The organism is Halopseudomonas phragmitis, assembly GCF_002056295.1.
GTDB lineage: Bacteria > Pseudomonadota > Gammaproteobacteria > Pseudomonadales > Pseudomonadaceae > Halopseudomonas > Halopseudomonas phragmitis.
In genome coordinates this window covers 3,152,274-3,174,060 of the sequence record NZ_CP020100.1, presented here as the reverse complement: position 1 = coordinate 3,174,060, position 21,787 = coordinate 3,152,274, and the positions used below count along the sequence as shown (strand labels likewise).

The 21,787-nt window shown below is 59.3% G+C and carries 22 protein-coding genes; 17 read left to right on the top strand and 5 right to left on the bottom strand.

The annotated features are described in order from the left end of the window. Nucleotides 1-40 precede the first annotated feature (40 nt). From BVH74_RS14715 to BVH74_RS14670, 10 genes are all read left to right on the top strand, one after another. On the top strand, nucleotides 41-658 hold the full coding sequence (locus BVH74_RS14715) for a phosphoribosylanthranilate isomerase (protein ID WP_080050819.1): 618 nt from the start codon (nucleotides 41-43) through the stop codon (nucleotides 656-658). Continuing rightward, entirely contained in the window at nucleotides 651-1,868 is a 1,218-nt protein-coding gene (gene trpB / locus BVH74_RS14710) for a tryptophan synthase subunit beta (RefSeq protein WP_080050818.1), read from the top strand. The genes BVH74_RS14715 and trpB overlap by 8 nt, the downstream gene beginning before the upstream one ends. An 11-nt stretch (nucleotides 1,869-1,879) precedes the next feature. Further along, on the top strand, nucleotides 1,880-2,683 hold the full coding sequence (gene trpA / locus BVH74_RS14705; RefSeq protein ID WP_080050817.1) for a tryptophan synthase subunit alpha: 804 nt from the start codon (nucleotides 1,880-1,882) through the stop codon (nucleotides 2,681-2,683). A 41-nt stretch (nucleotides 2,684-2,724) separates the two neighbouring features. Further along, entirely contained in the window at nucleotides 2,725-3,621 is an 897-nt protein-coding gene (gene accD / locus BVH74_RS14700; protein WP_080050816.1) for an acetyl-CoA carboxylase, carboxyltransferase subunit beta, read from the top strand. After that, nucleotides 3,621-4,910, top strand: a complete 1,290-nt coding sequence (gene folC, locus BVH74_RS14695; RefSeq protein WP_080051748.1) for a bifunctional tetrahydrofolate synthase/dihydrofolate synthase — start codon at nucleotides 3,621-3,623, stop codon at nucleotides 4,908-4,910. The genes accD and folC overlap by 1 nt, the downstream gene beginning before the upstream one ends. Beyond that, nucleotides 4,903-5,499 carry an SPOR domain-containing protein gene (locus tag BVH74_RS14690; RefSeq protein WP_080050815.1) on the top strand — a complete coding sequence of 199 codons (597 nt, stop codon included), beginning with the start codon at nucleotides 4,903-4,905 and terminating at the stop codon, nucleotides 5,497-5,499. Before folC ends, BVH74_RS14690 begins: the two co-directional genes overlap by 8 nt. A 42-nt stretch (nucleotides 5,500-5,541) precedes the next feature. Continuing rightward, entirely contained in the window at nucleotides 5,542-6,024 is a 483-nt protein-coding gene (locus BVH74_RS14685) for a CvpA family protein (RefSeq protein ID WP_080050814.1), read from the top strand. A 57-nt stretch (nucleotides 6,025-6,081) separates the two neighbouring features. Then, a complete protein-coding gene (gene purF, locus BVH74_RS14680) occupies nucleotides 6,082-7,587 on the top strand; it encodes an amidophosphoribosyltransferase (protein WP_080050813.1) in 1,506 nt (501 codons plus the stop codon). Between the two features lie 77 nt (nucleotides 7,588-7,664). Then, the gene (locus tag BVH74_RS14675; RefSeq protein ID WP_080050812.1) at nucleotides 7,665-8,885 is read left to right on the top strand and encodes an O-succinylhomoserine sulfhydrylase; all 1,221 of its coding nucleotides are present in this window, start codon (nucleotides 7,665-7,667) and stop codon (nucleotides 8,883-8,885) included. 156 nt (nucleotides 8,886-9,041) lie between these two features. Then, complete coding sequence (locus BVH74_RS14670; RefSeq protein ID WP_080050811.1) at nucleotides 9,042-9,320, top strand: ComEA family DNA-binding protein; 279 nt, start codon at nucleotides 9,042-9,044, stop codon at nucleotides 9,318-9,320. Nucleotides 9,321-9,680: 360 nt separating this feature from the next. Here the strand turns inward: BVH74_RS14670 and BVH74_RS14665 are convergent, their stop codons facing one another. After that, nucleotides 9,681-11,126 carry a methyl-accepting chemotaxis protein gene (locus tag BVH74_RS14665; protein ID WP_080050810.1) on the bottom strand — a complete coding sequence of 482 codons (1,446 nt, stop codon included), beginning with the start codon at nucleotides 11,124-11,126 and terminating at the stop codon, nucleotides 9,681-9,683. Between the two features lie 197 nt (nucleotides 11,127-11,323). Here BVH74_RS14665 and rnd point away from each other — a divergent pair, with 197 nt between their 5' ends. Both rnd and BVH74_RS14655 read left to right on the top strand, forming a co-directional pair. Further along, the gene (rnd, locus tag BVH74_RS14660) at nucleotides 11,324-12,472 is read left to right on the top strand and encodes a ribonuclease D (RefSeq protein WP_373279460.1); all 1,149 of its coding nucleotides are present in this window, start codon (nucleotides 11,324-11,326) and stop codon (nucleotides 12,470-12,472) included. After that, a complete protein-coding gene (locus BVH74_RS14655) occupies nucleotides 12,469-12,762 on the top strand; it encodes a YcgL domain-containing protein (protein WP_080050809.1) in 294 nt (97 codons plus the stop codon). Before rnd ends, BVH74_RS14655 begins: the two co-directional genes overlap by 4 nt. 6 nt (nucleotides 12,763-12,768) lie before the next feature. Here the strand turns inward: BVH74_RS14655 and queD are convergent, their stop codons facing one another. Both queD and BVH74_RS14645 read right to left on the bottom strand, forming a co-directional pair. Continuing rightward, nucleotides 12,769-13,125, bottom strand: coding sequence for a 6-carboxytetrahydropterin synthase QueD (queD, locus tag BVH74_RS14650; RefSeq protein WP_080051746.1), 357 nt, complete (start codon nucleotides 13,123-13,125; stop codon nucleotides 12,769-12,771). A gap of 69 nt (nucleotides 13,126-13,194) precedes the next feature. Beyond that, nucleotides 13,195-13,596 (bottom strand): NINE protein, encoded by a 402-nt coding sequence (locus BVH74_RS14645; protein ID WP_080050808.1) that lies wholly within the window; start codon nucleotides 13,594-13,596, stop codon nucleotides 13,195-13,197. A gap of 81 nt (nucleotides 13,597-13,677) precedes the next feature. Here BVH74_RS14645 and BVH74_RS14640 point away from each other — a divergent pair, with 81 nt between their 5' ends. The 4 genes from BVH74_RS14640 to BVH74_RS14625 all read left to right on the top strand — a co-directional run bounded on the left by BVH74_RS14640 (nucleotide 13,678) and on the right by BVH74_RS14625 (nucleotide 17,609). Then, complete coding sequence (locus BVH74_RS14640) at nucleotides 13,678-15,033, top strand: YcjX family protein (RefSeq protein WP_177344538.1); 1,356 nt, start codon at nucleotides 13,678-13,680, stop codon at nucleotides 15,031-15,033. Next, complete coding sequence (locus tag BVH74_RS14635; RefSeq protein ID WP_080050806.1) at nucleotides 15,033-16,055, top strand: TIGR01620 family protein; 1,023 nt, start codon at nucleotides 15,033-15,035, stop codon at nucleotides 16,053-16,055. Before BVH74_RS14640 ends, BVH74_RS14635 begins: the two co-directional genes overlap by 1 nt. Further along, the gene (locus tag BVH74_RS14630; protein WP_080050805.1) at nucleotides 16,045-16,725 is read left to right on the top strand and encodes a hypothetical protein; all 681 of its coding nucleotides are present in this window, start codon (nucleotides 16,045-16,047) and stop codon (nucleotides 16,723-16,725) included. Before BVH74_RS14635 ends, BVH74_RS14630 begins: the two co-directional genes overlap by 11 nt. A gap of 89 nt (nucleotides 16,726-16,814) precedes the next feature. Continuing rightward, complete coding sequence (locus tag BVH74_RS14625; protein WP_080050804.1) at nucleotides 16,815-17,609, top strand: acyl-CoA thioesterase; 795 nt, start codon at nucleotides 16,815-16,817, stop codon at nucleotides 17,607-17,609. Between the two features lie 218 nt (nucleotides 17,610-17,827). On the opposite strand, the gene cmoB is transcribed toward BVH74_RS14625, so the two are convergent. Both cmoB and cmoA read right to left on the bottom strand, forming a co-directional pair. Continuing rightward, nucleotides 17,828-18,799, bottom strand: a complete 972-nt coding sequence (gene cmoB / locus BVH74_RS14620; protein ID WP_080050803.1) for a tRNA 5-methoxyuridine(34)/uridine 5-oxyacetic acid(34) synthase CmoB — start codon at nucleotides 18,797-18,799, stop codon at nucleotides 17,828-17,830. Next, the gene (gene cmoA / locus BVH74_RS14615) at nucleotides 18,792-19,535 is read right to left on the bottom strand and encodes a carboxy-S-adenosyl-L-methionine synthase CmoA (RefSeq protein WP_080050802.1); all 744 of its coding nucleotides are present in this window, start codon (nucleotides 19,533-19,535) and stop codon (nucleotides 18,792-18,794) included. The genes cmoB and cmoA overlap by 8 nt, the downstream gene beginning before the upstream one ends. 296 nt (nucleotides 19,536-19,831) lie before the next feature. Between cmoA and BVH74_RS14610 the strand changes: the two genes are divergently transcribed. Next, on the top strand, nucleotides 19,832-21,748 hold the full coding sequence (locus BVH74_RS14610) for a type IV pilus assembly protein FimV (RefSeq protein ID WP_080050801.1): 1,917 nt from the start codon (nucleotides 19,832-19,834) through the stop codon (nucleotides 21,746-21,748). Nucleotides 21,749-21,787: the final 39 nt, after the last annotated feature.

Genomic DNA, 21,787 nt, shown 5'->3' with positions numbered 1-21,787 from the left:
GTTAGTATCCAACCCTTGTTTCCCGATGGTGTACTGGTCGATGGCAACGCGTGTGAAAATCTGTGGGATTACCCGTGTCGAGGACGCCAGAGCGGCGGCTGCGGCGGGTGCTGACGCCATTGGTCTGGTGTTTTATGCGCCGAGCCCTCGGGCAGTTGAGCCGGCACGTGCAGCTGAAATAGTCCGGGCTTTGCCCCCCTTTGTAACCACGGTTGGCCTGTTTGTCGATGCGCCAGCCGAACAGGTCCGCGCCGTGCTGGAGCAGGTTCCGCTGGATGTGCTGCAATTTCACGGCGATGAGCCAGAGCCTTATTGCCTGCAGTTTGGCCGGCCTTATCTCAAAGCCATACGGGTGCGTGCCGGCGATGATCTGAATGCCCTGGCGGGTCAGTGGCCGTCGGCTAGCGGAATTTTGCTGGATAGTTTCAAGCCTGGGGTTCCGGGTGGGACCGGCCTGACCTTTGACTGGTCGATGATCCCGTCCGAGCGCAGCTGGTCGCTGGTGTTGGCAGGTGGTTTGGATGCCAGCAATGTGGCCGAGGCCGTGTCTCGGGTTAAACCCTGGGCGGTGGATGTGAGTGGCGGTGTTGAAGCCGCCAAAGGCATCAAGGATGCGAATAAAATCAACGCTTTTGTTCATGAGGTGAAGCGTGTCTGACTCAACCCGAATCGATTATGCGGCAGTGCCCGATGCGCGCGGCCATTTCGGCCCCTACGGCGGGCGTTTCGTCTCCGAAACACTGATGGATGCGCTCGAAGATCTGGAGGCGCTCTATCGCCAATTGTCGGTCGATCCCGCGTTCCAGGCCGAGTTTGATCGTGATCTGGCGCACTATGTCGGTCGGCCTTCGCCACTGTATTTGGCTGAACGGCTCACGGCCAAGCTGGGCGGCGCGCAAATCTGGCTCAAGCGTGAGGATCTCAATCACACCGGCGCGCACAAGGTTAACAACACCATTGGTCAGGCGCTGCTGGCCAAACACATGGGCAAGCCACGGGTGATTGCCGAGACTGGTGCTGGCCAGCATGGCGTGGCCACCGCTACAGTTGCCGCTCGCCTGGGTTTGCAGTGCCAGGTCTACATGGGCGCGGAGGACGTCAAACGTCAGGCACTGAATGTCTATCGCATGAAGCTGTTGGGTGCCGAGGTGATTCCGGTTACCTCCGGCTCCAAGACCCTCAAGGATGCGATGAACGAGGCCATGCGCGACTGGGTAACCAATATCGACAACACTTTCTACATTATCGGGACTGTGGCCGGTCCGCATCCGTATCCGCAACTGGTGCGGGATTTTCAGTGCGTGATTGGTCGCGAAGCTCGCGCCCAGTGTCTGGCCCAGGCTGGACGCCTGCCTGATGCCCTGGTGGCCTGTGTCGGGGGAGGCTCCAACGCCATCGGGCTGTTCCATCCATTCCTGGAGGATGAAGGTGTGGCCATGTACGGGGTTGAGGCTGGCGGACTCGGGCTGGCGACCGGTCAGCATGCGGCTCCGCTGAATGCCGGGCGTCCGGGTGTGTTGCACGGCAACCGCACTTACTTGATGGAAGATGAAGATGGGCAGATCATCGAAACTCATTCGGTTTCGGCTGGTCTCGATTACCCCGGTGTAGGCCCTGAACATAGCTGGCTCAAGGATATTGGCCGGGTCAATTACGTGGACGCTACCGATGATGAGGCGCTTGCGGCCTTCCGCGAATTGACCCGGGTCGAAGGCATCATGCCTGCGTTGGAATCTAGTCACGCGGTCGCTTATGCGATGAAGCTGGCCCGCACCATGCGGCCTGATCAGCACATCGTGGTCAATCTGTCCGGTCGTGGCGACAAGGACATCCACACGGTCGCCGGTATCGACGGCATCAGTATTTGAACGAGTACACCATGAGTCGAATTCAAGCCTGTTTTGAAGCTCTCAAGGCTTCCGGCCGCAAGGCCCTGATTCCCTACATCACCGCTGGCGATCCTGAGCCGGGGATGACACTGCCACTGATGCACGCGCTGGTCGAGGCCGGGGCGGACGTGATTGAGCTGGGTATTCCGTTCTCCGACCCAATGGCCGATGGTCCGGTCATCCAGTTGGCCATGGAGCGGGCGTTGGCCCACAAGGTCAGCCTTGTCCAGGTGCTGGAGATGGTGCGCCAGTTCCGTGAACGTGACCAGACCACCCCGGTGGTACTGATGGGTTATCTCAATCCGGTCGAGCGCATGGGCTATGCCGAGTTTGCCCAGGCTGCAGCCAGTGCCGGGGTTGACGGGGTATTGACTGTGGACCTGCCGCCGGAAGAAGGCGAAGAGGTCACCGTGCTGTTCCGTGAGCAAGGGCTGGATAGTATTTTCCTGCTGTCGCCAACTACGACTTTGGAGCGGGCGAAGAAAATTTGTGCCCAAGCCAGCGGCTATATTTACTATGTTTCACTCAAGGGTGTGACTGGGTCCAGTGCATTGGACGTCACCGATGTAGCAGCCAAACTTGAAAAGCTGCGTAGCGTCACCGATCTGCCCATCGGTGTCGGCTTTGGTATTCGTGATGGGGGCTCGGCAGCCGCAGTGGCTCAGGTGGCCGATGGAGTCGTTGTCGGCTCTGTGCTGGTCAATCAGATTGCCGCCCATCAGCAAGAACCGGACAAGGCTCGCGAAGCCATTGCCTCGATCATCCGCGAAATGCGGGCGGCGATGGATCGTTGAGAGCCACCCAATTGGTGTAACTGACAAGATAAGGATTGGCGATGAGCAACTGGCTGGTGGACAAACTGATTCCTTCCATCGTGCGTTCCGAGGCAAAGAAGAGCACCGTGCCGGAAGGGCTGTGGCGCAAGTGCCCGTCCTGTGACGCGGTGCTCTATCGCCCGGAACTGGAAAAGAACCTGGATGTGTGCCCCAAGTGCAACCATCACTTGCGTATCGACGCTCGTCGCCGCCTGGACGTATTCCTTGATCCAGAAGGCCGCAGCGAAGTAGCTGCCGAGCTGGAACCGGTCGACCGGCTGAAGTTTCGTGATAGCAAGAAGTACAAGGATCGTATCACTGCTGCGCAAAAGGACACTGGCGAGAAAGACGCACTGGTGGTCATGAAGGGCAAGCTCAAGGGGATGCCGTTGGTAGCCAGTGCCTTCGAGTTCAACTTCATGGGCGGTTCGATGGGTAGTGTGGTCGGTGCCCGTTTCGTACGTGGTGCGGAAATCGCCCTGCAGGAACGTATTCCCTATGTGTGCTTCTCGGCCTCGGGTGGTGCACGGATGCAGGAAGCGCTGTTTTCGCTGATGCAGATGGCTAAAACCAGTGCTGCGCTGGCCAAGATGCGGGAAGAGGGCATTCCCTATATCTCGGTCATGACCGATCCGGTCTATGGCGGTGTGTCGGCCAGCTTGGCCATGCTGGGTGATCTGAATGTCGCCGAGCCCAACGCACTGATCGGCTTTGCCGGGCCGCGGGTGATTGAGCAGACTGTTCGCGAAAAACTGCCACCAGGTTTCCAGCGCAGTGAGTTTCTGCTTGAGCACGGTGCATTGGACCTGATTGTCTCGCGTCATCAAATGCGTGATCGTCTTGCCAGTCTGCTGTCGATGTTCACTCAGCAGCCAGCCCCTGAACGGGAGGCGGCCGCCGCCGTTGAGGACGCTTGATCGCCGAGTTGTCGCTGGCCGACTGGCTGGCGCGTCTGGAAAAGCTGCACCCTAAAGACATCGATATGGGGCTGGGACGAGTCGGTCAGGTTGCTGGCCGGCTCGGAGTACTCAAGCCGGCTCCTCTAGTGTTTACGGTTACTGGCACCAACGGCAAGGGCTCGACCTGCGCCACTCTTGGTAGTCTGCTGCAATGCGCCGGTCTGCGGACCGGCGTGTACAGTTCTCCCCACCTGCTGCATTACAACGAGCGCGTAACCATTAATGGTCAGCAGGCAAGCGATGCTGAGCTGTGCGAGGCCTTTGGTGCGGTCGAAGCGGCGCGCGATGATATTTCCCTAACCTATTTCGAGTTTGGCACCTTGGCGGCGCTTTGGCTGTTTCAGCGTGCCGGGCTGGATGCTGTGGTGCTGGAAGTCGGTCTGGGCGGGCGGCTGGATGCGGTCAACGTGGTCGATGCCGATATCGCAGTAGTCACCAGCATTGGTCTCGATCACCAGGAGTTTCTGGGCAACAGCCGTGAGTCGGTAGCTTTCGAAAAGGCTGGGATCATACGTGCCGGTCGGCCGGTGGTGTCTGGTGAAACCGATCTGCCCGATACCTTTATGGCTGAGGTGCAACGCCTGGATGCTCGCCTGCTGCTACTTGACCGGGATTATCACTGGTCAGCGCTGGAGCAGGGTGCCTGGTGTATGCAGGGCGTGGATGCAAAGGGGCGGCAGCGCCGGGTCGAGTTGCCGGCGGTCAGTCTGCCGCGAGACAACCTGGCCGGGGCGCTCCAGGCGTTCTGGGCCGCTGGACTGGATTTGCCCGACCCGCTGCTGGCTCAGGCGCTGCGCAAAGCGCATGTGCCCGGACGAGTGGATCGGCGCCGGGTGCTGTGGCGCGGACAGTGGCGAGAGCTGTGTCTTGATGTCGGGCACAACCCCCAGGCTTCCAGTTTTCTGGCCCGCGAACTGCGTCGGCGACCCCGATCGCGCGTGGCGGTATTCGGGCTGTTGGCCGACAAGGACATGCAAGGGGTTGTCGAACCGCTGCTTGGTGAGTTTTCCCAGTGGTTGACTGCGCCCTTGCCAAGCCCGCGTAGTTGCTCGGCCATTGTCCTGGCGCAAGTACTGGCGAGGCAGGGGGCTGAGGCCAAGTCATGCAACTCGGTGGCTGAGGCTATCGTTGCCCAGCTCGAACAAACCCCGGTTGACAGTGAGATCGTGATTTTTGGGTCGTTTTTCTGTGTCGCAGAGGCCATACTCTGGCTTTCTGAACAGACACAGGAGCCGATCGATGGATGAAGGTCTGAAGCAGCGCATCATTGGGGCGCTGGTATTGATCATTGCGGCGGTGGTATTCCTGCCGATGCTGTTGTCCGGGCAAGATGAAACGGTTCGGGTTGAGGTTGAAGTGCCAGAGCCTCCTGTGCTGGACTCTCGTCCAATTGAGGTGGCAGCGCCGATTGAGTTGCCTGAGCCGGCGGAGGTCGCCGAAATACCCGAGCCGGGCGCTGACCTGCCTACCGAACTCCCTCCTGTCGCACCGGCTCCCGAGCCAGCTCCTGCTGTAACTGCTGCACCTGAGCCGCCGGTGTCAGCTCCTGCTGCTCCCGCACCTGCTGCTCCGGTCACAGTGACTGGCGACTGGGTAATCCAGCTCGGCAGCTTCTCCAATGCCGCCAACGCCGAAAGCTTCCGTCAAACCCTGCGTAGCGAAGGCTATAACGCCTACACCCTTACGGTCCAGGTTGACGGGCGTAGCATCACGCGGGTTTATGTCGGGCCGTTAGTCGAGCGTGCTGCAGCCAACAGCTTGCGCGATGAACTGGCCCGCAAGCATGGTAACCAGGGGTTGGTGGTTGCCTATGATGCGAATACTCGTGCGCGTTAGAGTCTGTTAGAATAGCGTTCTTTCGTTATCGGGTAGCCTGTAGTGACATTCGTCTGGGTCGACTGGTTGATCATCGGTGTTATAGCTATCTCCGCCTTGATCAGCCTTGCGCGTGGTTTCGTCAAGGAAGCGCTGTCATTGTTGACCTGGGTGATCGCCGGGCTGGTCGCTTGGATGTTTGGCGGCGCTTTGGCTGATCTGCTCACAGGCTACATAGAAACGCCATCGCTACGGGTTATCGTTGCCTGTGCCATTCTGTTCGTGTTGACCCTGATTCTGGGTGGGTTGATCAATTATCTGATTGGTCAACTTGTCAGGGTGACGGGGCTGAGCGGGACTGACCGCTTTCTCGGTATGATTTTCGGTGCGGCCCGAGGTGTGTTACTGGTCGTGGTGGTTATTGGCCTGCTAAGCCTGGCCCCTGTCGAGGGTGATATCTGGTGGACACAGTCCGAGCTGATTCCTCATTTTTTGCTGGTTGCCGATTGGTCCAAGAACACGATTCTCGGCTTTTTCGGTAGCTGATGTGGGTATCCTTCCGGATACGGCTGTTTTACACATTCAACGTAAGGGTGTTTAGGCATGTGTGGCATTGTTGGCATTGTGGGCAAGTCGAACGTCAATCAGGCGCTCTACGACGCCCTGACCGTCCTGCAGCATCGCGGCCAGGACGCCGCCGGCATCGTAACCTGTGATCGGGGCCGGCTGTTCCTGCGCAAGGATAACGGTCTGGTACGAGACGTCTTCCAGCAGCGTCACATGCAGCGGCTGGTGGGCAACATGGGTATGGGGCATGTGCGCTACCCGACAGCGGGTTCCTCCAGTTCGGCTGAAGCCCAGCCGTTCTATGTCAACTCGCCTTACGGCATCACCCTGGCGCATAACGGCAACCTGACCAATGTCGAGCAGTTGTCGCGTGAGATCTACGAATCGGATCTGCGCCACGTCAATACCAACTCCGACTCTGAAGTGCTGCTCAACGTTTTCGCCCATGAACTGGCCCGCAGTGGCAAGCTGCAACCGGGCGAAGAGGATATTTTCAATGCAGTACGAGGCGTGCACGATCGTTGCCGGGGTGGCTATGCTGCAATTGCCATGATCACCGGCTATGGCATCGTTGGTTTCCGCGATCCCTGGGCAATCCGGCCTATTGTCTATGGCAAGCGGGAAACCGAGACCGGCATCGAGTACATGATCGCCTCGGAAAGCGTGGCGCTGGATGTTCTGGGGTTTGAGCTGATTCGTGATCTGGAACCCGGCGAGGCGGTTTATATCACTGACAAGGGCGAAATCTTCACTCGTCAGTGTGCTGACAACCCGGTGTATTCGCCGTGTATCTTTGAGCATGTCTACCTGGCGCGTCCGGACTCCATGATCGACGGGATTCTGGTCTACAAGGCACGCCTGCGCATGGGGGAAAAGCTGGCCGAGAAAATTGCCCATGAGCGCCCGGACCACGGGATTGACGTGGTAATTCCGATTCCTGATACCAGTCGGACCTCGGCAGTCGAGCTGGCCAACCACTTGGGCGTTAAGTTCCGTGAAGGTTTTGTCAAAAACCGCTATATCGGCCGGACCTTCATCATGCCTGGCCAGGCGGCGCGCAAGAAGTCGGTGCGCCAGAAGCTCAATGCGATCGAACTGGAATTTCGTGGCAAGAATGTTCTGCTGGTCGATGACTCCATCGTGCGTGGTACCACCTGCAAGCAGATCATTCAGATGGCCCGTGAAGCGGGTGCCAATAAGGTCTATTTCTGCTCGGCGGCTCCGGCGGTCCGTTACCCTAATGTCTACGGCATCGACATGCCCAGCGCCCACGAGCTGATCGCTCATGATCGCAGTACCGAAGAAGTGGCTGAGCTGATCGGTGCTGACTGGCTGATCTATCAGGATCTTGATGACCTGGTCGAGGCGGTGCGTGAGGGTAACCCCAATATCCATGATTTCGACTGTTCGGTGTTCAACGGTGAGTACGTCACCGGCGACGTCAATGAGGCGTATCTGGGCAAGATCGAGCAGGCGCGCAATGATGCGGCCAAGATCACGTCGGAAATCGGCAACGCGATTATTGACCTGCACAACAATTGAGCAATAGGGCATCTCGGAAACCGGTCATTGCTGCGTAGCAATGACCTTGGGAGACGCCTGGCGGCAAGGGGAAGGTAATGACTATTGAATGGGATGCCGGGCGGCTCGACAGCGATCTGCTCGATGCCGGTTTCGATACACTGGCGGTGCGTGCCGGTCAGCGTCGAGGTCCGGAGGCCGAACATGGCGAGGCGCTGTTTCTGACCTCCAGCTATGTCTTTCGCAGTGCTGCGGATGCCGCCGCCTGCTTCGCTGGCGAAGCGCCGGGCAATGTCTATTCACGTTACATGAACCCTACGGTACGTACTTTCGAGGAGCGTATTGCTGCGCTCGAAGGGGCTGAACAAGCGGTGGGTACCGCTTCCGGTATGGCAGCAATTCTGTCGACGGTGATGAGTCTGTGTTCGGCGGGCGACCACATTCTGGTCTCGCGTAGCGTATTTGGCGCCACCGTGACCCTGTTCGAGAAGTATTTCAAGCGCTTCGGTATCGAGGTCGACTACGTTACTTTAGCCGATATTGCTGGCTGGCAGGCCGCCTGCAAGCCCAACACTCGTTTGTTCTTTGTCGAGTCGCCGTCCAACCCATTGGCCGAGCTGGTAGACATCGCCGCCCTGGCCGATGTGGCCAAAGGGCAGGAGGCCTTGTTGGTCGTCGATAACTGCTTCTGTACTCCGGCCTTGCAGAAGCCGCTGGCCCTGGGGGCAGATGTCGTTATCCACTCGGCAACCAAGTATATCGATGGTCAGGGCCGCTGTCTGGGTGGTGTGGTTGCCGGGCGCCGGGAGCACATGCAGGAGGTTGTCGGCTTCCTGCGTACTGCCGGCCCAACCTTGAGTCCGTTCAATGCCTGGGTATTTCTCAAGGGGCTGGAAACCTTGAAGCTGCGAATGAATGCCCATTGTGCCAGCGCCCAGAGCCTGGCTGAGTGGCTGGAGTGCCAGCCTGGGATCGATAAGGTCTACTATGCCGGCCTGCCTAGTCATCCGCAGCATGAATTGGCCAAGCGCCAGCAGTCAGGCTTTGGCGCCGTGCTGAGTTTTGAACTCAAGGGTGGTCGTGAGGCGGCCTGGCGGTTTATCGATGCCACCCGGTTGCTGTCGATCACCGCCAACCTGGGCGATGCCAAAAGTACTATCACCCATCCGGCCACTACTACACACGGGCGCCTGAGTGTGGAGGCTCGTGAAGCAGCAGGAATCCGCGAAGGGCTGATCCGTATTGCGGTGGGGCTGGAGGATGTTGAGGATCTGCGTGCCGATCTGCAGCGTGGCCTGGAGGCGGTGGCAAATAGCTAATTGAGACATATTTGCCAATTGTTTCACAAGACGGCGTCCGCGAGCTTGCTCCGGGCGCCGTTTTGTTTAGTCTTGGCAAGCCGCAGGGAGTGCGAAGGAAATCGCAGGCAGTCGCCCGGCTGTACGGCATTCAATCACATGGAGAGGAATCAATTTATGCGCAAACTTTTTGCCGCAGTTATGTTCGTCATGTCTACCTGGGTTGCTGTGCCGGCTTTGGCCGAACAGTCGGTTGGCCCGGTCGTCAACATCAACCACGCCAGTGCCGCGGAAATTGCCGAAGTGTTGCAGGGGGTTGGGGAGTCCAAGGCCCAGGCGATTGTTGCCTACCGTGATGAGAACGGCGCGTTCGAATCGGTCGAATCACTGGCCGGGGTCAAGGGCATCGGCCAGGCCACTGTCGAGCGTAATCGCGAGCGGATCAGTCTGCAGTAAGGACACACTGATTAATTGCACGCAAGCTCAGTAGCCCGGTTGTCGCTGACCTGTTCTGGACCGTTAGATGCCAGTGTCGAAAATTGCTCCTGCATTTTCGACACTTCCGCCATCCCTGGCGGTCGGATGGCATCTAAGAGCGTAGAGGGGTGAGGCAAGCGTTTACGAAGCATGCTTCGTGTGCAGCCAAACGCCGACCGATCTGTGATCGGTTGGCCGGACCCGGAGGGGATTTACAGCGTGTCCAGAACAGGTCAGCGACAATTGGGCCAACACCGAAACTGATTTAATCAGTGTTTCCGTAATGAGCATGTCACGGGCAAATGAACCTGCCCGTGACTCGCTCAGAGCGCACACCGCTCAGGTTTTGAGTTTGCTTACGGCCGAGGTCAATTGATGCGCCAGGGCAGCCAGTTGCTGGCTGGTGGCGGCGCTTTGCTGGGTTTGCTCGACCGTACGCTCGGTCACATCGCGAATCTGTACCACACTTTGGGTGATGGATTCGGCGACCTCACTTTGCTGTTCTACCGCTGAGGCAATCTCACTGTTCCCGTCACGGATCTGGCTGACTGCCGTGGTGATGCGGCTCAGGGAGGTACCGGCCTCTTCAACCTGCTCAACCGACTCATGGGTCAGCTCGGCGCTGGCTTGCATGTCCGCGACGGCATCGCGGGTACCTCCCTGCAAGGCTTCGATCATGCGCTGGATTTCATCGGTGGAATTCTGGACTCTCTGGGCCAAGGCGCGGACCTCGTCAGCGACCACGGCGAAGCCGCGACCGGATTCCCCGGCCCGGGCTGCTTCGATGGCGGCGTTGAGCGCCAAAAGATTGGTTTGCTCGGCAATGTCGCGGATCACTCTTACCACGCCACTGATTTCCTTGCTGTGACCCTCCAGTCGTTGCATATGCTGAGTACAACGCTCGATGCTGGTAGCCAAGCCGGTGATGGTTTCGCTGACCTTGAGCACCTGATCACGTCCCTGGCGGGCCAGTTCATCTGCTTGGCCGGACTGGTCGCGGGTAGTGGCGCCATTGGCTGCAATGTCCTGAACCGTCGCACTCATTTCATTGACGGCAGCTGCCACCATGTCGGTTTCGCTCTGCTGGCTGATCATACCGTCATTGACTCGCGCCATCAGCCCGGCCAATTGGCTGGCTCCCTGGTCAAGTTCCTCGGCTGCCTTACGCACAGCACCAACTACCTGTTGCTGGGCATCCTGCATAGCATTGAAGGCGCGCGCCATGGCACCGACCTCATCGCGTGAGCTGGCCTGAGCCCTGAGGGTCAGGTCGCCGCTTTCCTGAACCTTCTGCATAACGTCACGCAATGCATGAAGGTGGCGGGTGATGAACAGAATCAACAATTGTGATACCAGCAGTACGCCGACCATCAGGACAAAGACCACCAGCGCGTAAAAGGGTGCACGGTCCAGCAGCAGTTCAAGGTAGCCCTGGCGTTTCACTCCAAGAAGGAGGGCCTGTTCGTTCTGGCGCAGGGCCCAGACCCCGAGCAGGCGGTCCTGGTCGGTGGCTACCAGTTGCTCGACCGGGAACCAGCGCGGGCTGGTGCCCAGGCCTTGTTCCAGGCGGGCATAGCGTCCGCCGGCGGCAATAGGTTCAAACTCTGTCAGCCTGACCTGCGCGGCTTGATGCACCAGTTGCTCGCCAACGCGTTGGCGCTCAGCGTGCAGGCTCCCTTGCTCGACCCACAAGGCAACCAGAACCAGTAGCAAGGTACTGAAAAAAGTAACGCCATTGACCGCCCAAAACTTGTATTTGAGGGGGATGTGTTGGAGAACGACCATGCAGGCTCCTAGCAGTGTTACCCGACCTTGATGGTGGCCAAGGGCCGGATTTTGGCAATTATTGCTGATCCATGAACTGTATCGGTTGATCCCGGTCAATCTTGACAGCTATTCGCGACTCTCTTGCTGCGGAGCATCGGCCGCACGGGCTGGCAGACGATCGGTTATACTGTTGCCCTGGTTTAAGGAACAGATATATGACACCGCCTCTGGCTCAACCCTTGATGATCGACCAGGACGCCGAGCTGGCTGCCTGGTGCGAGCGCTGGCGACAACTGCCCTATGTGGCAGTGGATACCGAGTTTGTTCGTACCGAGACCTTTTACCCCATAGCCGGGCTGTTGCAGGTCGGCGACGGACGTCAGGCTTACCTGATTGACCCGTTGAAAATCAGTGACTGGAGCCCCTGGGTAGAGCTGCTGCGTGACCCGGCGGTTACCAAGGTGCTGCACTCCTGTAGCGAGGATCTGGAGGTGTTTCAGCACCTGTGTGGTGCCACGCCAGCGCCGCTGTTTGATACCCAGCTGGCTGCGGCTTACCTGGGTATGGATTTCTCCATGGGTTATTCGCGGCTGGTACTGAGTCTGCTGGGTATCGATTTGCCCAAGGATGAAACCCGTTCAGACTGGCTGCAACGCCCGCTGAGCGAGGCTCAAATTGATTATGCAGCCCGTGATGCGGTGCATCTGGCTGAGCTCTATCAGGTTCTGGCGCCACGTATTGATGCAGCAGGCTTGCGCGACTGGCTGCTGGAAGATACAGCCGAGCAGGTGGCAGTCAGCACCGTCGAGACCGACCCCGAACTGGCTTACCAGCAGACTAAACAGGCCTGGCGCTTAAAGCCGTCGCAACTGGCGGTTCTCAAGGTCTTGGCAAGCTGGCGTGAGCGTGAGGCCAGGCGCCGTGATCAGGCGCGCAATCGGCTGCTTCGCGAACGGGCAATGTATCCGCTGGCCCAGTATCAGCCGGACAACCTCCAGGCACTGTCGCGTATTGAGGACATGCATCCGCGCACCGTCCGGCATGATGGTCAGACCCTACTGGCTCTGATTCGTCAAGGTCAGGCGATGCCGGAGGATCAATGGCCCGAGCGTTTGCCTGAGCCGTTGCCGGCGGATGCCAACCGATTGCTCAAGGCTTTGCGCAAAGTTGGCCAGACGCATGCCGAGCGGTTAGGGATTGCCCCGGAATTGATGCTGCGTAAAAAAGTGCTGGAAAGCCTGGTGCGTAGCGGTTATCCCAACGGACCCTACCAGTTGCCGCCAGAGCTGACTGGGTGGCGGCGACGCCTGATGGGTGATGAGTTGTTGGCCGTGGCCAATGCCACGGCTCAGGAGAGTGCATGAAAGTTCTGTGTTCGATTTATCGTAGTCGGCGCAAGCCTGGCATGTATCTGTATGTGCCGCGTCAAAAGGGCCTGAGTGAAGTGCCAGAAGCGCTGCTGCAGGTGTTCGGCAAGCCCGAGCACAGTCTGGATCTGGTATTGAGCCCTGAGCGCAAGCTGGCTCAGGAAGAGATTCAGACTGTGCTGGACAATCTGCAGGGGCAGGGGTTCCACCTGCAGATGCCGCCGGCTGAAGAAGAGTACATCGAGCATTTGCCCGAAGAGTTGCTGCGCCTTAATGATCCGCTATAGCGGGGTTTACTCACCGCGATAGATGCATCCGCTGGTGCAGGTTTCGCGAATGGTAATCTGGCACAGTTCCGGCAGCTGCGGCTTGAGCTGTTGCCAGATCCACTTGGCAATTACTTCACTGGTTGGGTTTTCGAGCCCGGGAATGTCGTTAAGGTAGTGGTGGTCGAGCTGGTCATAGATGGGCTTGAACACCGCCTTGAGCTCGGCGAAGTCGCGGATCCAGCCGGTGTGCGGGTCAACCTCGCCACTGATATGAATGGCTATCTGGAACGAGTGCCCGTGCAGTCGGCCACATTTATGCCCAGTCGGAACGTGCGGCAGCTTGTGTGCCGCTTCGAAAGTAAATTCCTTGAAGATTTCCACGCCATTGATGCCTGCTGATTGAAAGGCCACCAGTTTACTGGATCTGAGCCTGCGGCAACACCGCGGCGCTTACCAGGAGCGCTGCATATTTTTCTCGGATATCTGCTCGTTCAGTGTCCAGTAGTCGTACAGCACCCCGAGCAGCAGCAGGCCGCCAGTGAAGAAATACAAAATGGCGGTGATCCATTTGCCCATATACAGTCGGTGGGCACCGAAGATGCCGAGAAAGGTCAGCAGCACCCAGGTCAAGTTGAAGTTTATCGGCCCGCTACGAAAACGGTGACCGGCTTCCCGATCCATTTTCGGAATCAGGAACAAGTCGACAATCCAGCCAATGAACAGCAGTCCCAAGGTGAAAAACCAGAGCGTGCCGGTCCATGGCTTGCCATAGTAGAACCGGTGGGCCCCCATGAAACCAAAGATCCACAGCAGATATCCAATCACCTTGCTGTGCGTATCAGAGTAAGCCATAGGCGGTGTCCTCCGGGATTGTGCCTGTATGATACTGATCGTAGACCCCAATAGACCATGGATGCCTCAGGGAGTGCCCGTATGGTGAAAGCGAAAACTGTGAACTGGCTCAAGCAGGTGCGTTATCAGGCCGAACGCTTGACCGGTCAGCGAATTCGCATTGGCGTGACTGGGCTGAGTGGCGCCGGGAAAACCACCTTCATTACCAGCTTTATCAACCAGCTGGAAAACCATCAGCGTGGGCTGCTGGCCCGGCGTCCGCCGTTTGACCGGCTGGAATCGGTACGCTGGCAGCGCGACGGGGTTGAGCAGCCGTTTCCCTATCTTTCGGCACTGGCTGCGTTGGCAGCAGATCCGCCGCGCTGGCCGGAGTCGACCAGCGATCTGTCACGGGTGGTGATAGATCTGCGTTTTCGCCCCCACGGGTTGCTGGGCAAACTTCAGGGCAGTCGGACCTTGCATATCGAAATCATCGACTACCCGGGGGAGTGGCTGCTGGATCTGCCATTGCTCGGACTCGACTATGGCCGCTGGTGTGAACAGCTTCAGGGCTGGCTGAGTCAGGAGCCTCGCCGATCATTGGCGGGGCCGTTACTCGAACGTCTGACCGCGATTGATCCGTTGGCCCCGGTTGATGCCGGGCTGCTGGCCGAGCTTACGACAGAATGGACCGCGTTCCTGCACCGCTGCCGAGCTGATGCGGGGTTGTCGCGCAACCAGCCGGGACGATTTTTGCTGCCAGGCCAAGGGGTGGCGGCAGAGATGCTGCAGTTCGTTCCGTTGCCGGCGGTCAATCAGCATACCCAAGGCGAGTCCGGCAGTTGGTGGCATCAGTGCAGTACCCGGTTCGACTACTACCGCGACTATGTGGTCAAAGGCTTTTATGACCAGCATTTCAGTACTCTGGATCGGCAGATCCTGCTGGTTGACATGCTTACCCCTATGGATGCCGGACAGGCCGCGCTGGTGGATCTCAAGGCGGCGCTGGAGGCGGTGCTGGACAGTTTTCGCTATGGTCGCAACAGCCTGCTGGAGCGTTGGTTCAAGCCGCGTATCGAGCGCCTGGCGGTCTGCGCCAGCAAGGTGGATCAGGTCGCGCCGAGCCAGCAGCGAGCGGTTCAGCAGTGCCTGGAAGACTTGTTGACTGACAGCTTGTCGGAAGTTCGCCATGGTGGTGTGGAGGTCAAGGGCTTTCCTCTTGCGGCGATCCGTGCTGCACGTCAGGAGGGCGATGCGCTGGTTGCGGCGCTGGATGGTCAAAGTGGCGGGGTGCGCTATCAGCCAGGACATATTCCTGAGCATCTACCGCTGGATCTTAAGGTTCAGGGGCCTGAACTGCTGCGCCTGCGCCCACCAACGGGGCTGCACCGTAATGAGCCCTTTGCCCATTACCGGATGGATGACCTGATTGACTGGACTTTGGAGGGTGATGGCTGATGAGTCAGGACAAAACCCGTATTCTTGAGCGCTGGGAAACCGAGCAGCAAGGGGCGGACGCAGCCACTCGGATCATTGGCGATGTGCCGGCTGAACAGTTGGTCAGCCGGCTGCCTGAGACCGAGCCAGCATTGCCGGACACGCTCAATCCGCCACCAAACAGTCCCTGGCCGGGCCGGCTAGGGCGCTCGGTTCTTGCGCTGGTCCTGGGCGGGGCTGCCTTCGAGTGGGGGCGCTGGACCCTGGATGCCTGGAACTGGCAGCCGTTGGCCGGTGTGTTGCTTGGCGGGCTGGGGTTGGCTCTGGCAAGCACGGCGGCATTGGCCTGGCGTGATATTCGGCGTCAGCGCCTACGGCTGACCGAATTGGAGCAATTGCGTCGGGAAATGCAGTTGGCACTGCGCGAGCCCGGGGCTCGCCTGTCGGTCGACTGGCTGGAGCGTTTGCAGACTCTGTACCGGGACACCCCGCTGGCACAGGCCGTGCGTGCCAGTTGTGCCACGCTGGATGTCTCGCACAGTCCTGAAGAAGTTCGGCACCGGCTGAACCAGGAGTTCTATCAGGCTTTGGACCTGCAGGCACGGCAGTTGATCCGCCGCGAGTCGACCGGAACCGGAATGCTGGTGGCAACCAGCCCCTGGGTGGCGGTTGATCTGCTGTTGGTGGTCTGGCGCAATGTCCGGATGATGCAGAAGCTGGCGCAACTGTTCGGCATTCCAATGGGGCAGCTAGGACGCTGGCGACTGGCCCGTCATGTGCTACGCAATATCGCTTTGGCTGGCGGTACTGAGATGGCTATCGGAGCATTGAGCGACAGTTTGCTGTCTGGCTTGATGGAGAAACTGGCGGCTCGGGTCGGGCAGGGGATTGGTGTTGGCCTGTACAGTTCACGGCTGGGACATTTCACCCTGGACTTGTGCCGGGCAGTGCCCGCGGATGATCAGGGCATGCTGGCTGAAGATAATCGGGGCATCATTCAGGCAATTCGTGAGCGTTTGACCGGAGGTAAGGATGAGGGCTAAGCGCACGGCCCGGCAGCAGGCCGGACGCTGGTTGCAGCAGGGAGTTGAGGTGCTAGAGCAGCAATGGCGCACCATGCGTCGCCAGTTGGGGCCGACCGAATGGCCGGAACGCTGTGCACGGCTACTCCAGGTCGCCGATTCTGAAGTCGGCGACTGGCGCCCAAGGCCTGGTTCCAGCAGCGCCGAGTTGTTGCTGTTGCTGCATGGTCTGTCACTGCTGCAGCGCCGCTGGTTAGCGGTGTTGCTGGACGCCCCAAGCGCTGGGGTGCATACCCTGACCGAGGCCGTAGAGCGTTTGCAGCTGGATTGGCGCAGCCGCCTTGATCCGCTCCAGAGTCATCGTGAGTATGCCCGCCAACTACTGATCCTGGCTCAGCAATTGAACCTTACGGCTGCGGCTGAAGCGGCCTATCTAGAGAATGAGCAGCAAATCTTTCTCGCGGTTGAGCAGCGCTTGCTGTTGTCGTTGCCCATGCGCCTGCGCATGACCCTGGCTAGGCAGCTTGAGCCGGGTAGCGGGGCATGCCTGCGCTGGTGGCATGAGCGCTTGTTGGCCCGGGCAGGGGTCTCGGGTTATGACCTGGCGGGCCTGGGCGAGCATGACTGGCCGGAGATACCCGCGGCCTGGCTGGCTCTGGGCTGGTTAGCGGGGTTGCGCAGGGAGTCCTGAGATAGTGGGCCATTCAGTGCACCAATGAGTATGCGAATACACTGCGCCGGGCATTAACATGCAAGGATATTGACCAAAGGAAGCCATTGATGACCTTTGCAGAATTACTTGCGGCTCTGTCCAATTCGCCCGACAAGCAGGTGACCATCCCGCTCGACTGGGCTCAGGGCCGGGCCGGCTATGGCGGCCTGGTGGCGGCGTTGGTGTACCAGGGCATGCGTGAGAAAGTTCCGGCTGGGCGTCCGGTGCGTTCGCTGGCGATCACGTTCGTCGGGCCGGTGGTGCCGGGCGAGACGATGATGGTTGAAGCAGAGGTATTGCGTGAGGGCAAGGCAGTCAGCCAGATGCTCGGCATGGCCCGTCAGAATGGCCAGGTGATGTGCATCATTCAGGGTAGCTTCGGCGCGGCGCGGGAGTCGGTGGTTAATGTCGTGGCTGAGCCGCCTCCTGAGGTCAAAGCACCTGATCAGTATGTCGATACGCCGTATATCGAAGGTCTGAGTCCGGTCTTTCTCAAACACTTCAACCTGCGCTGGTGTTTTGGCGATCTGCCGTTCAGTCGCAGCCGCAAGCGCGATATGGGCGGCTGGATGCGCTTTCGACAGGATGAGGGAGCGATTCACGAGGCGCATATTCTTGGCTTGGTCGATGTCTGGCCACCGGCAGTGCTGCCGCATCTCGCCGAGCGCGCTCCAGCCAGCTCGCTGACCTGGACCATCGAGTTTGTGCAGCCCCAGCCTGCACTTGGTAATACCGACTGGCTGCTCTACAAAGCCAGTATTGAGCATGCCCGGGATGGCTACGGGCATGCCGGAGCGATGGTCTGGCGCGAGGATGGGGCGTTGGTCGCGATTAGCCGGCAAACGGTTGCGGTTTTCGGCTGAGCGCAGTCCAAAAGGGAATACTGATTAATTGCACACCAGCCCAGTAGCCCGGTTGGCGCTGACCTGTTCTGGACTGTCGATGCCCCGGATGGGCATCGCCAAGCCCCCATGGATGGGTTCACGGCGTGTCCAGAACAGGTCAGCGACAATTGGGCCAACACCGAACTGATTTAATCAGTGTTTCCCTAAGCCGAGCGCAGTAATTTGTAAATACCCTCTTAGCCGGGCTTGCGGGCCAGTATCACTGCCCGCAAGGGTGCAGGATAGCCTTCGCGGGTCAGTGCCGGATTCTCCGGGTCAAGAAAGTCAGGCAGTGACTGAAAACGCATCCAGTCGGTGCTGCGTTGTTCCTCGGTGCTGGTATGAGCCTGGTCCACGCAGCGCACATCCTGAAAGCCTGCCCGGCGCAGGAATCGCTCAAGCAGTGGGACTGAAGGCAGGAACCAGACGTTGCGCATTTGCGCATAGCGGTCTTCGGGCACCAGACATTGTTGTGCGTCGCCCTCAACCACCAGTGTTTCCATGACCAGTTCACCGCCGGGGCGCAGGCAGGCCTTGAGCTGTAACAGGTGGTCGATAGGCGCGCGTCGGTGATACAGCACGCCCATGGAGAACACCGCGTCGAAGCCATCGGTCGGCTCCGGCAACTCTTCAAGGGTGAAGGGCAGTTGCCAGACCGGCGCCTCAGGCATGAATCGACGGATTGCCAGAAATTGATTGAGAAACAGCAGGTTGGGGTCAACGCCGACAACCAGTTGGGCGCCTGCCTGCCACATCCGCCACATGTAATAGCCGTTGCCACAGCCAACATCCAGAATTCGCTTGCCGCGCAGATCAAGGTGCGGGGCGACGCGCTGCCATTTCCAGTCCGAACGCCATTCGGTATCGATATGAACCCCGAACAGCTCGAACGGCCCCTTGCGCCATGGATGCAGACCTTGCAAGGCCTGGCGCAGAGCTGCTTGGGTCGACTCGTCGATGGCCTCCGGGTGCCCGATGCGCACTCCGTGCTGCAACTCAATGGACGCTTGCGGCAGTGACGGAATCTGTTCCAGTGCCGCCTGCCAGCGAGCCAGATCGCCATGATTGGTTGTGTCCAGCCGCTGGTTCAGGGCCTGTGGCAGGTTATCCAGCCAGTGTTCCAGTGGGGTGTTGCGCAGGGCGTGGAAAAGCGGTTGATAGTCAATCACAAGTGGCGATCATCGAGCAGAAATTGAGGCATTGAAACCAGCTATGCGCCTGGCTGAAGCCGGCCTGCTGGAGGCGTTGCAGGTGAGTATCCAGAGTGTCTGGGCGCATGACGTTTTCAATCGCGCTGCGCTTCTGGGCGATCTCCAGCTCACTGTAGCCGTTGGCCCGTTTGAAGGCGTAGTGCAGGTTTTCCAGGCGTTGCTGCTGATCCGGGTCATCGAAACGCAACTTTTCCGACAACAGCAATATGCCGCCCGGTTTGAGTGCCTGACGAATGCGGCTGAGCAGGGGCAAGCGCAGCTCTGGATTGATGAACTGCAGGGTGAAGTTCAGCACTACCACCGAGCAGGGCTGCAGGGGCAGCTCGAGAATGTCTGCCTCGATCACTTCGGCCGGGGTCAGTTCTTCAGTCATGGCCGACTGGGCACTGAGGTATTCACGGCAGCGCTCGACCATGGCTGGGGCATTGTCCACTGCAATGATGCGGCAGCCTTGACTGCGCACATGCCGGCGCATGGACTGAGTGGCGGCGCCAAGCGAGCAGCCCAGGTCGTAAATCAGTGTGTGCGGCCCCGCATGCTGCCCGGCAATCAGGCCGATCGTCTCGACAATGGTCGGATAGCCAGGGACCGAACGTTTGATCATGTCGGGAAATACCCGAGCTACGTCGTGATCGAACACGAAGTCGCTAACCTTGGTCAGTGGTTGGGCGAACAGTTTGTCTACATCATTCATGAGGCATTTAGTGTTGACGGGCCGGGAGCCGATTCTACCGCAAGTCGCCAGGCTTGGGAGGATTTGCCGGTCGCAGCTTGACGGTCTCGGTACTGGCGTCTAGCTATATAACTATAGGCTTGGCTTTGTATGTGACTGTCATTTGTCGATCGAATGAGTTTTTTCTCTGTTTCGCCAAAAACGTGGCGATGGTGTGTTCGTTTTTGGGATTTGTAGTGGCATAATGGTATTGCCCTGGGTGCTCCGTGAATAAGACTCCGCCAAGCTGGGGTCATTGAACAACAAGGGATTAAGGTATGCCTGCCAAACACCGGGTTGTATTGGGAGTCGCCACCGTGGCGGCTTTGTATGCCGGAATCTCCAATGCGCTGGGGCTGGGTGACATTGCTTTGGGGTCGGCGCTCAACGAACCCCTCAAGGCCACTATTGAGTTGCATGGCAGTAGTGGCGTGACACCTGAGGATATTCGGGTTCGTCTGGCTGACCAGCAGGCTTTCGATCAAGCAGGCATTCAGCGACCTTATTTTCTCACCGACCTGCGTTTCGTCCCGGTGCTGCGCAACAATCGTCTATTCATCGATGTTGAATCCAACTGGCCGGTACGCGAGCCTTATCTGAACTTCCTGGTTGAGTTGCGCCGGCCCAATGGGGTCATGCTGCGTGAATATACCGTGCTGCTTGATCCGCCGCTGTACAGTCCGGGACCGGGCATCAGTCAACCGGTAGCTGCTGCGGCCCAGACCCGATCAAGCGTCCAGACGCCAGTCTCACGTCCAGTGCAACCGGCGCCAGCTGCGCTGGCACTGCCCGATTTGCAACCGCAGCCGGGTGCTGCGCAATATCAGACCGTGGCGGGTGATACCCTGTGGGCGATTGCCGAACGCTACCGTCCTGATGAGCGTGCTGGTGTGCGACAAACCATGCTGGCGATTCGCGCCTTGAATCCTCAGGCCTTTATTGACGGAGACATCAACCGTTTGCGCCAGGGGCAGGCGTTGGTGTTGCCGACCGCTGAGCAGTTGGGATTTTCAGCTGCGCCGCCGGCCCAGCGTCCGCTGGACAGTCAGCCGGAGTCGATCGCAACGGTTGCCGAGCCGGTTGCGAGCGCTGATCGTTTGCGAATCGATGCGTTGGAGCCTGCAGCCAATGAATCGGCGGAGTTGCGTGATCGCCTAAGCATGCTGGAGACGCGCTTCAGTGTGCTGCTTAGCGAGTTGGATAATCGTGACTCCCAGATCGCCAGTCTGCAGGCTGAGCTCGAAGTGCTGCGCGAGGCGCGGGCATTGGAGCAGGCCGCATTTGAAGAGTCGGCTGCGGCGGGTGCGCTGCTTGCAGTAGCGGGTGCGGAGCCTGGGGCTCAGAGTTCGGTACAGGGATCGGATGATCCGAATCCGGGGGCGCTGGGTGTTTTGCCGGCAGCCGGGCTGATGGACGATAGACTGGGTGCACAGGTGACATCGAGCAGCCTGGAACGCTGGTTCAGCTGGTGGCCAATCCTGGTCGGGCTGGGACTGGCTGTGCTTGGCTTGCTGTTCGGTATGCGCAAGAAGTCTTCGGCCGAGTCGGAATCGATACCCATGCCTCCTATCCGCCCGCGCGAGCAGGTCGCGCCCGGCTCAGTGAGGGTACGCCAGCCTGCGCCGGCTCAGCCGAAACCGGCAACCGACCCGTTGGCCGGGGTGGAGCTTTATATCACCTATGGGCGGTTTGCTGAGGCCCGCGTATTGCTGGATAAGGCCATTGCCACACAACCTGAGCGTCTTGATCTGCGCTACAGGTTGCTGCGGGTGCTGGCTGAATTGTGTGACCGCCCGGCCTTTGCCGCACAGGAGCGCGAAGCGCTGGCGTTGGGAGCCGACATGGAGCGTATCGATCAGTTGAAAATGCGCTTCCCTGCACTGCTGGCCCAAGTTGAGACCGATATGGTCGAGCGGGTCGATCACCTGGATCCGCTGCTGATGGATGATGAGTTGGAGCAGCCGTCCAGAACCCCGCGCGCAGCCGAGCAGGAGGCGCAGGATGATGTCCGCCTGAACCTTGAAGACTTCAAGCTGGATCTGGACGTGGACCTGCTCGACGCACTGGGGCCGCAGCCTGTGCGTAGCAAGCAGCCACCAAAAGCGGTGGATGACGACTTCGATGTCAGCCTGGATGATCTGCCTGATGTGGAGGAGTGGGAGCACGACGAGCCGCACAAATCTGAACGACGCTAGGGCTCGGCGTGGGAGAGTGAAAGGGGCACTCAGGGGTGC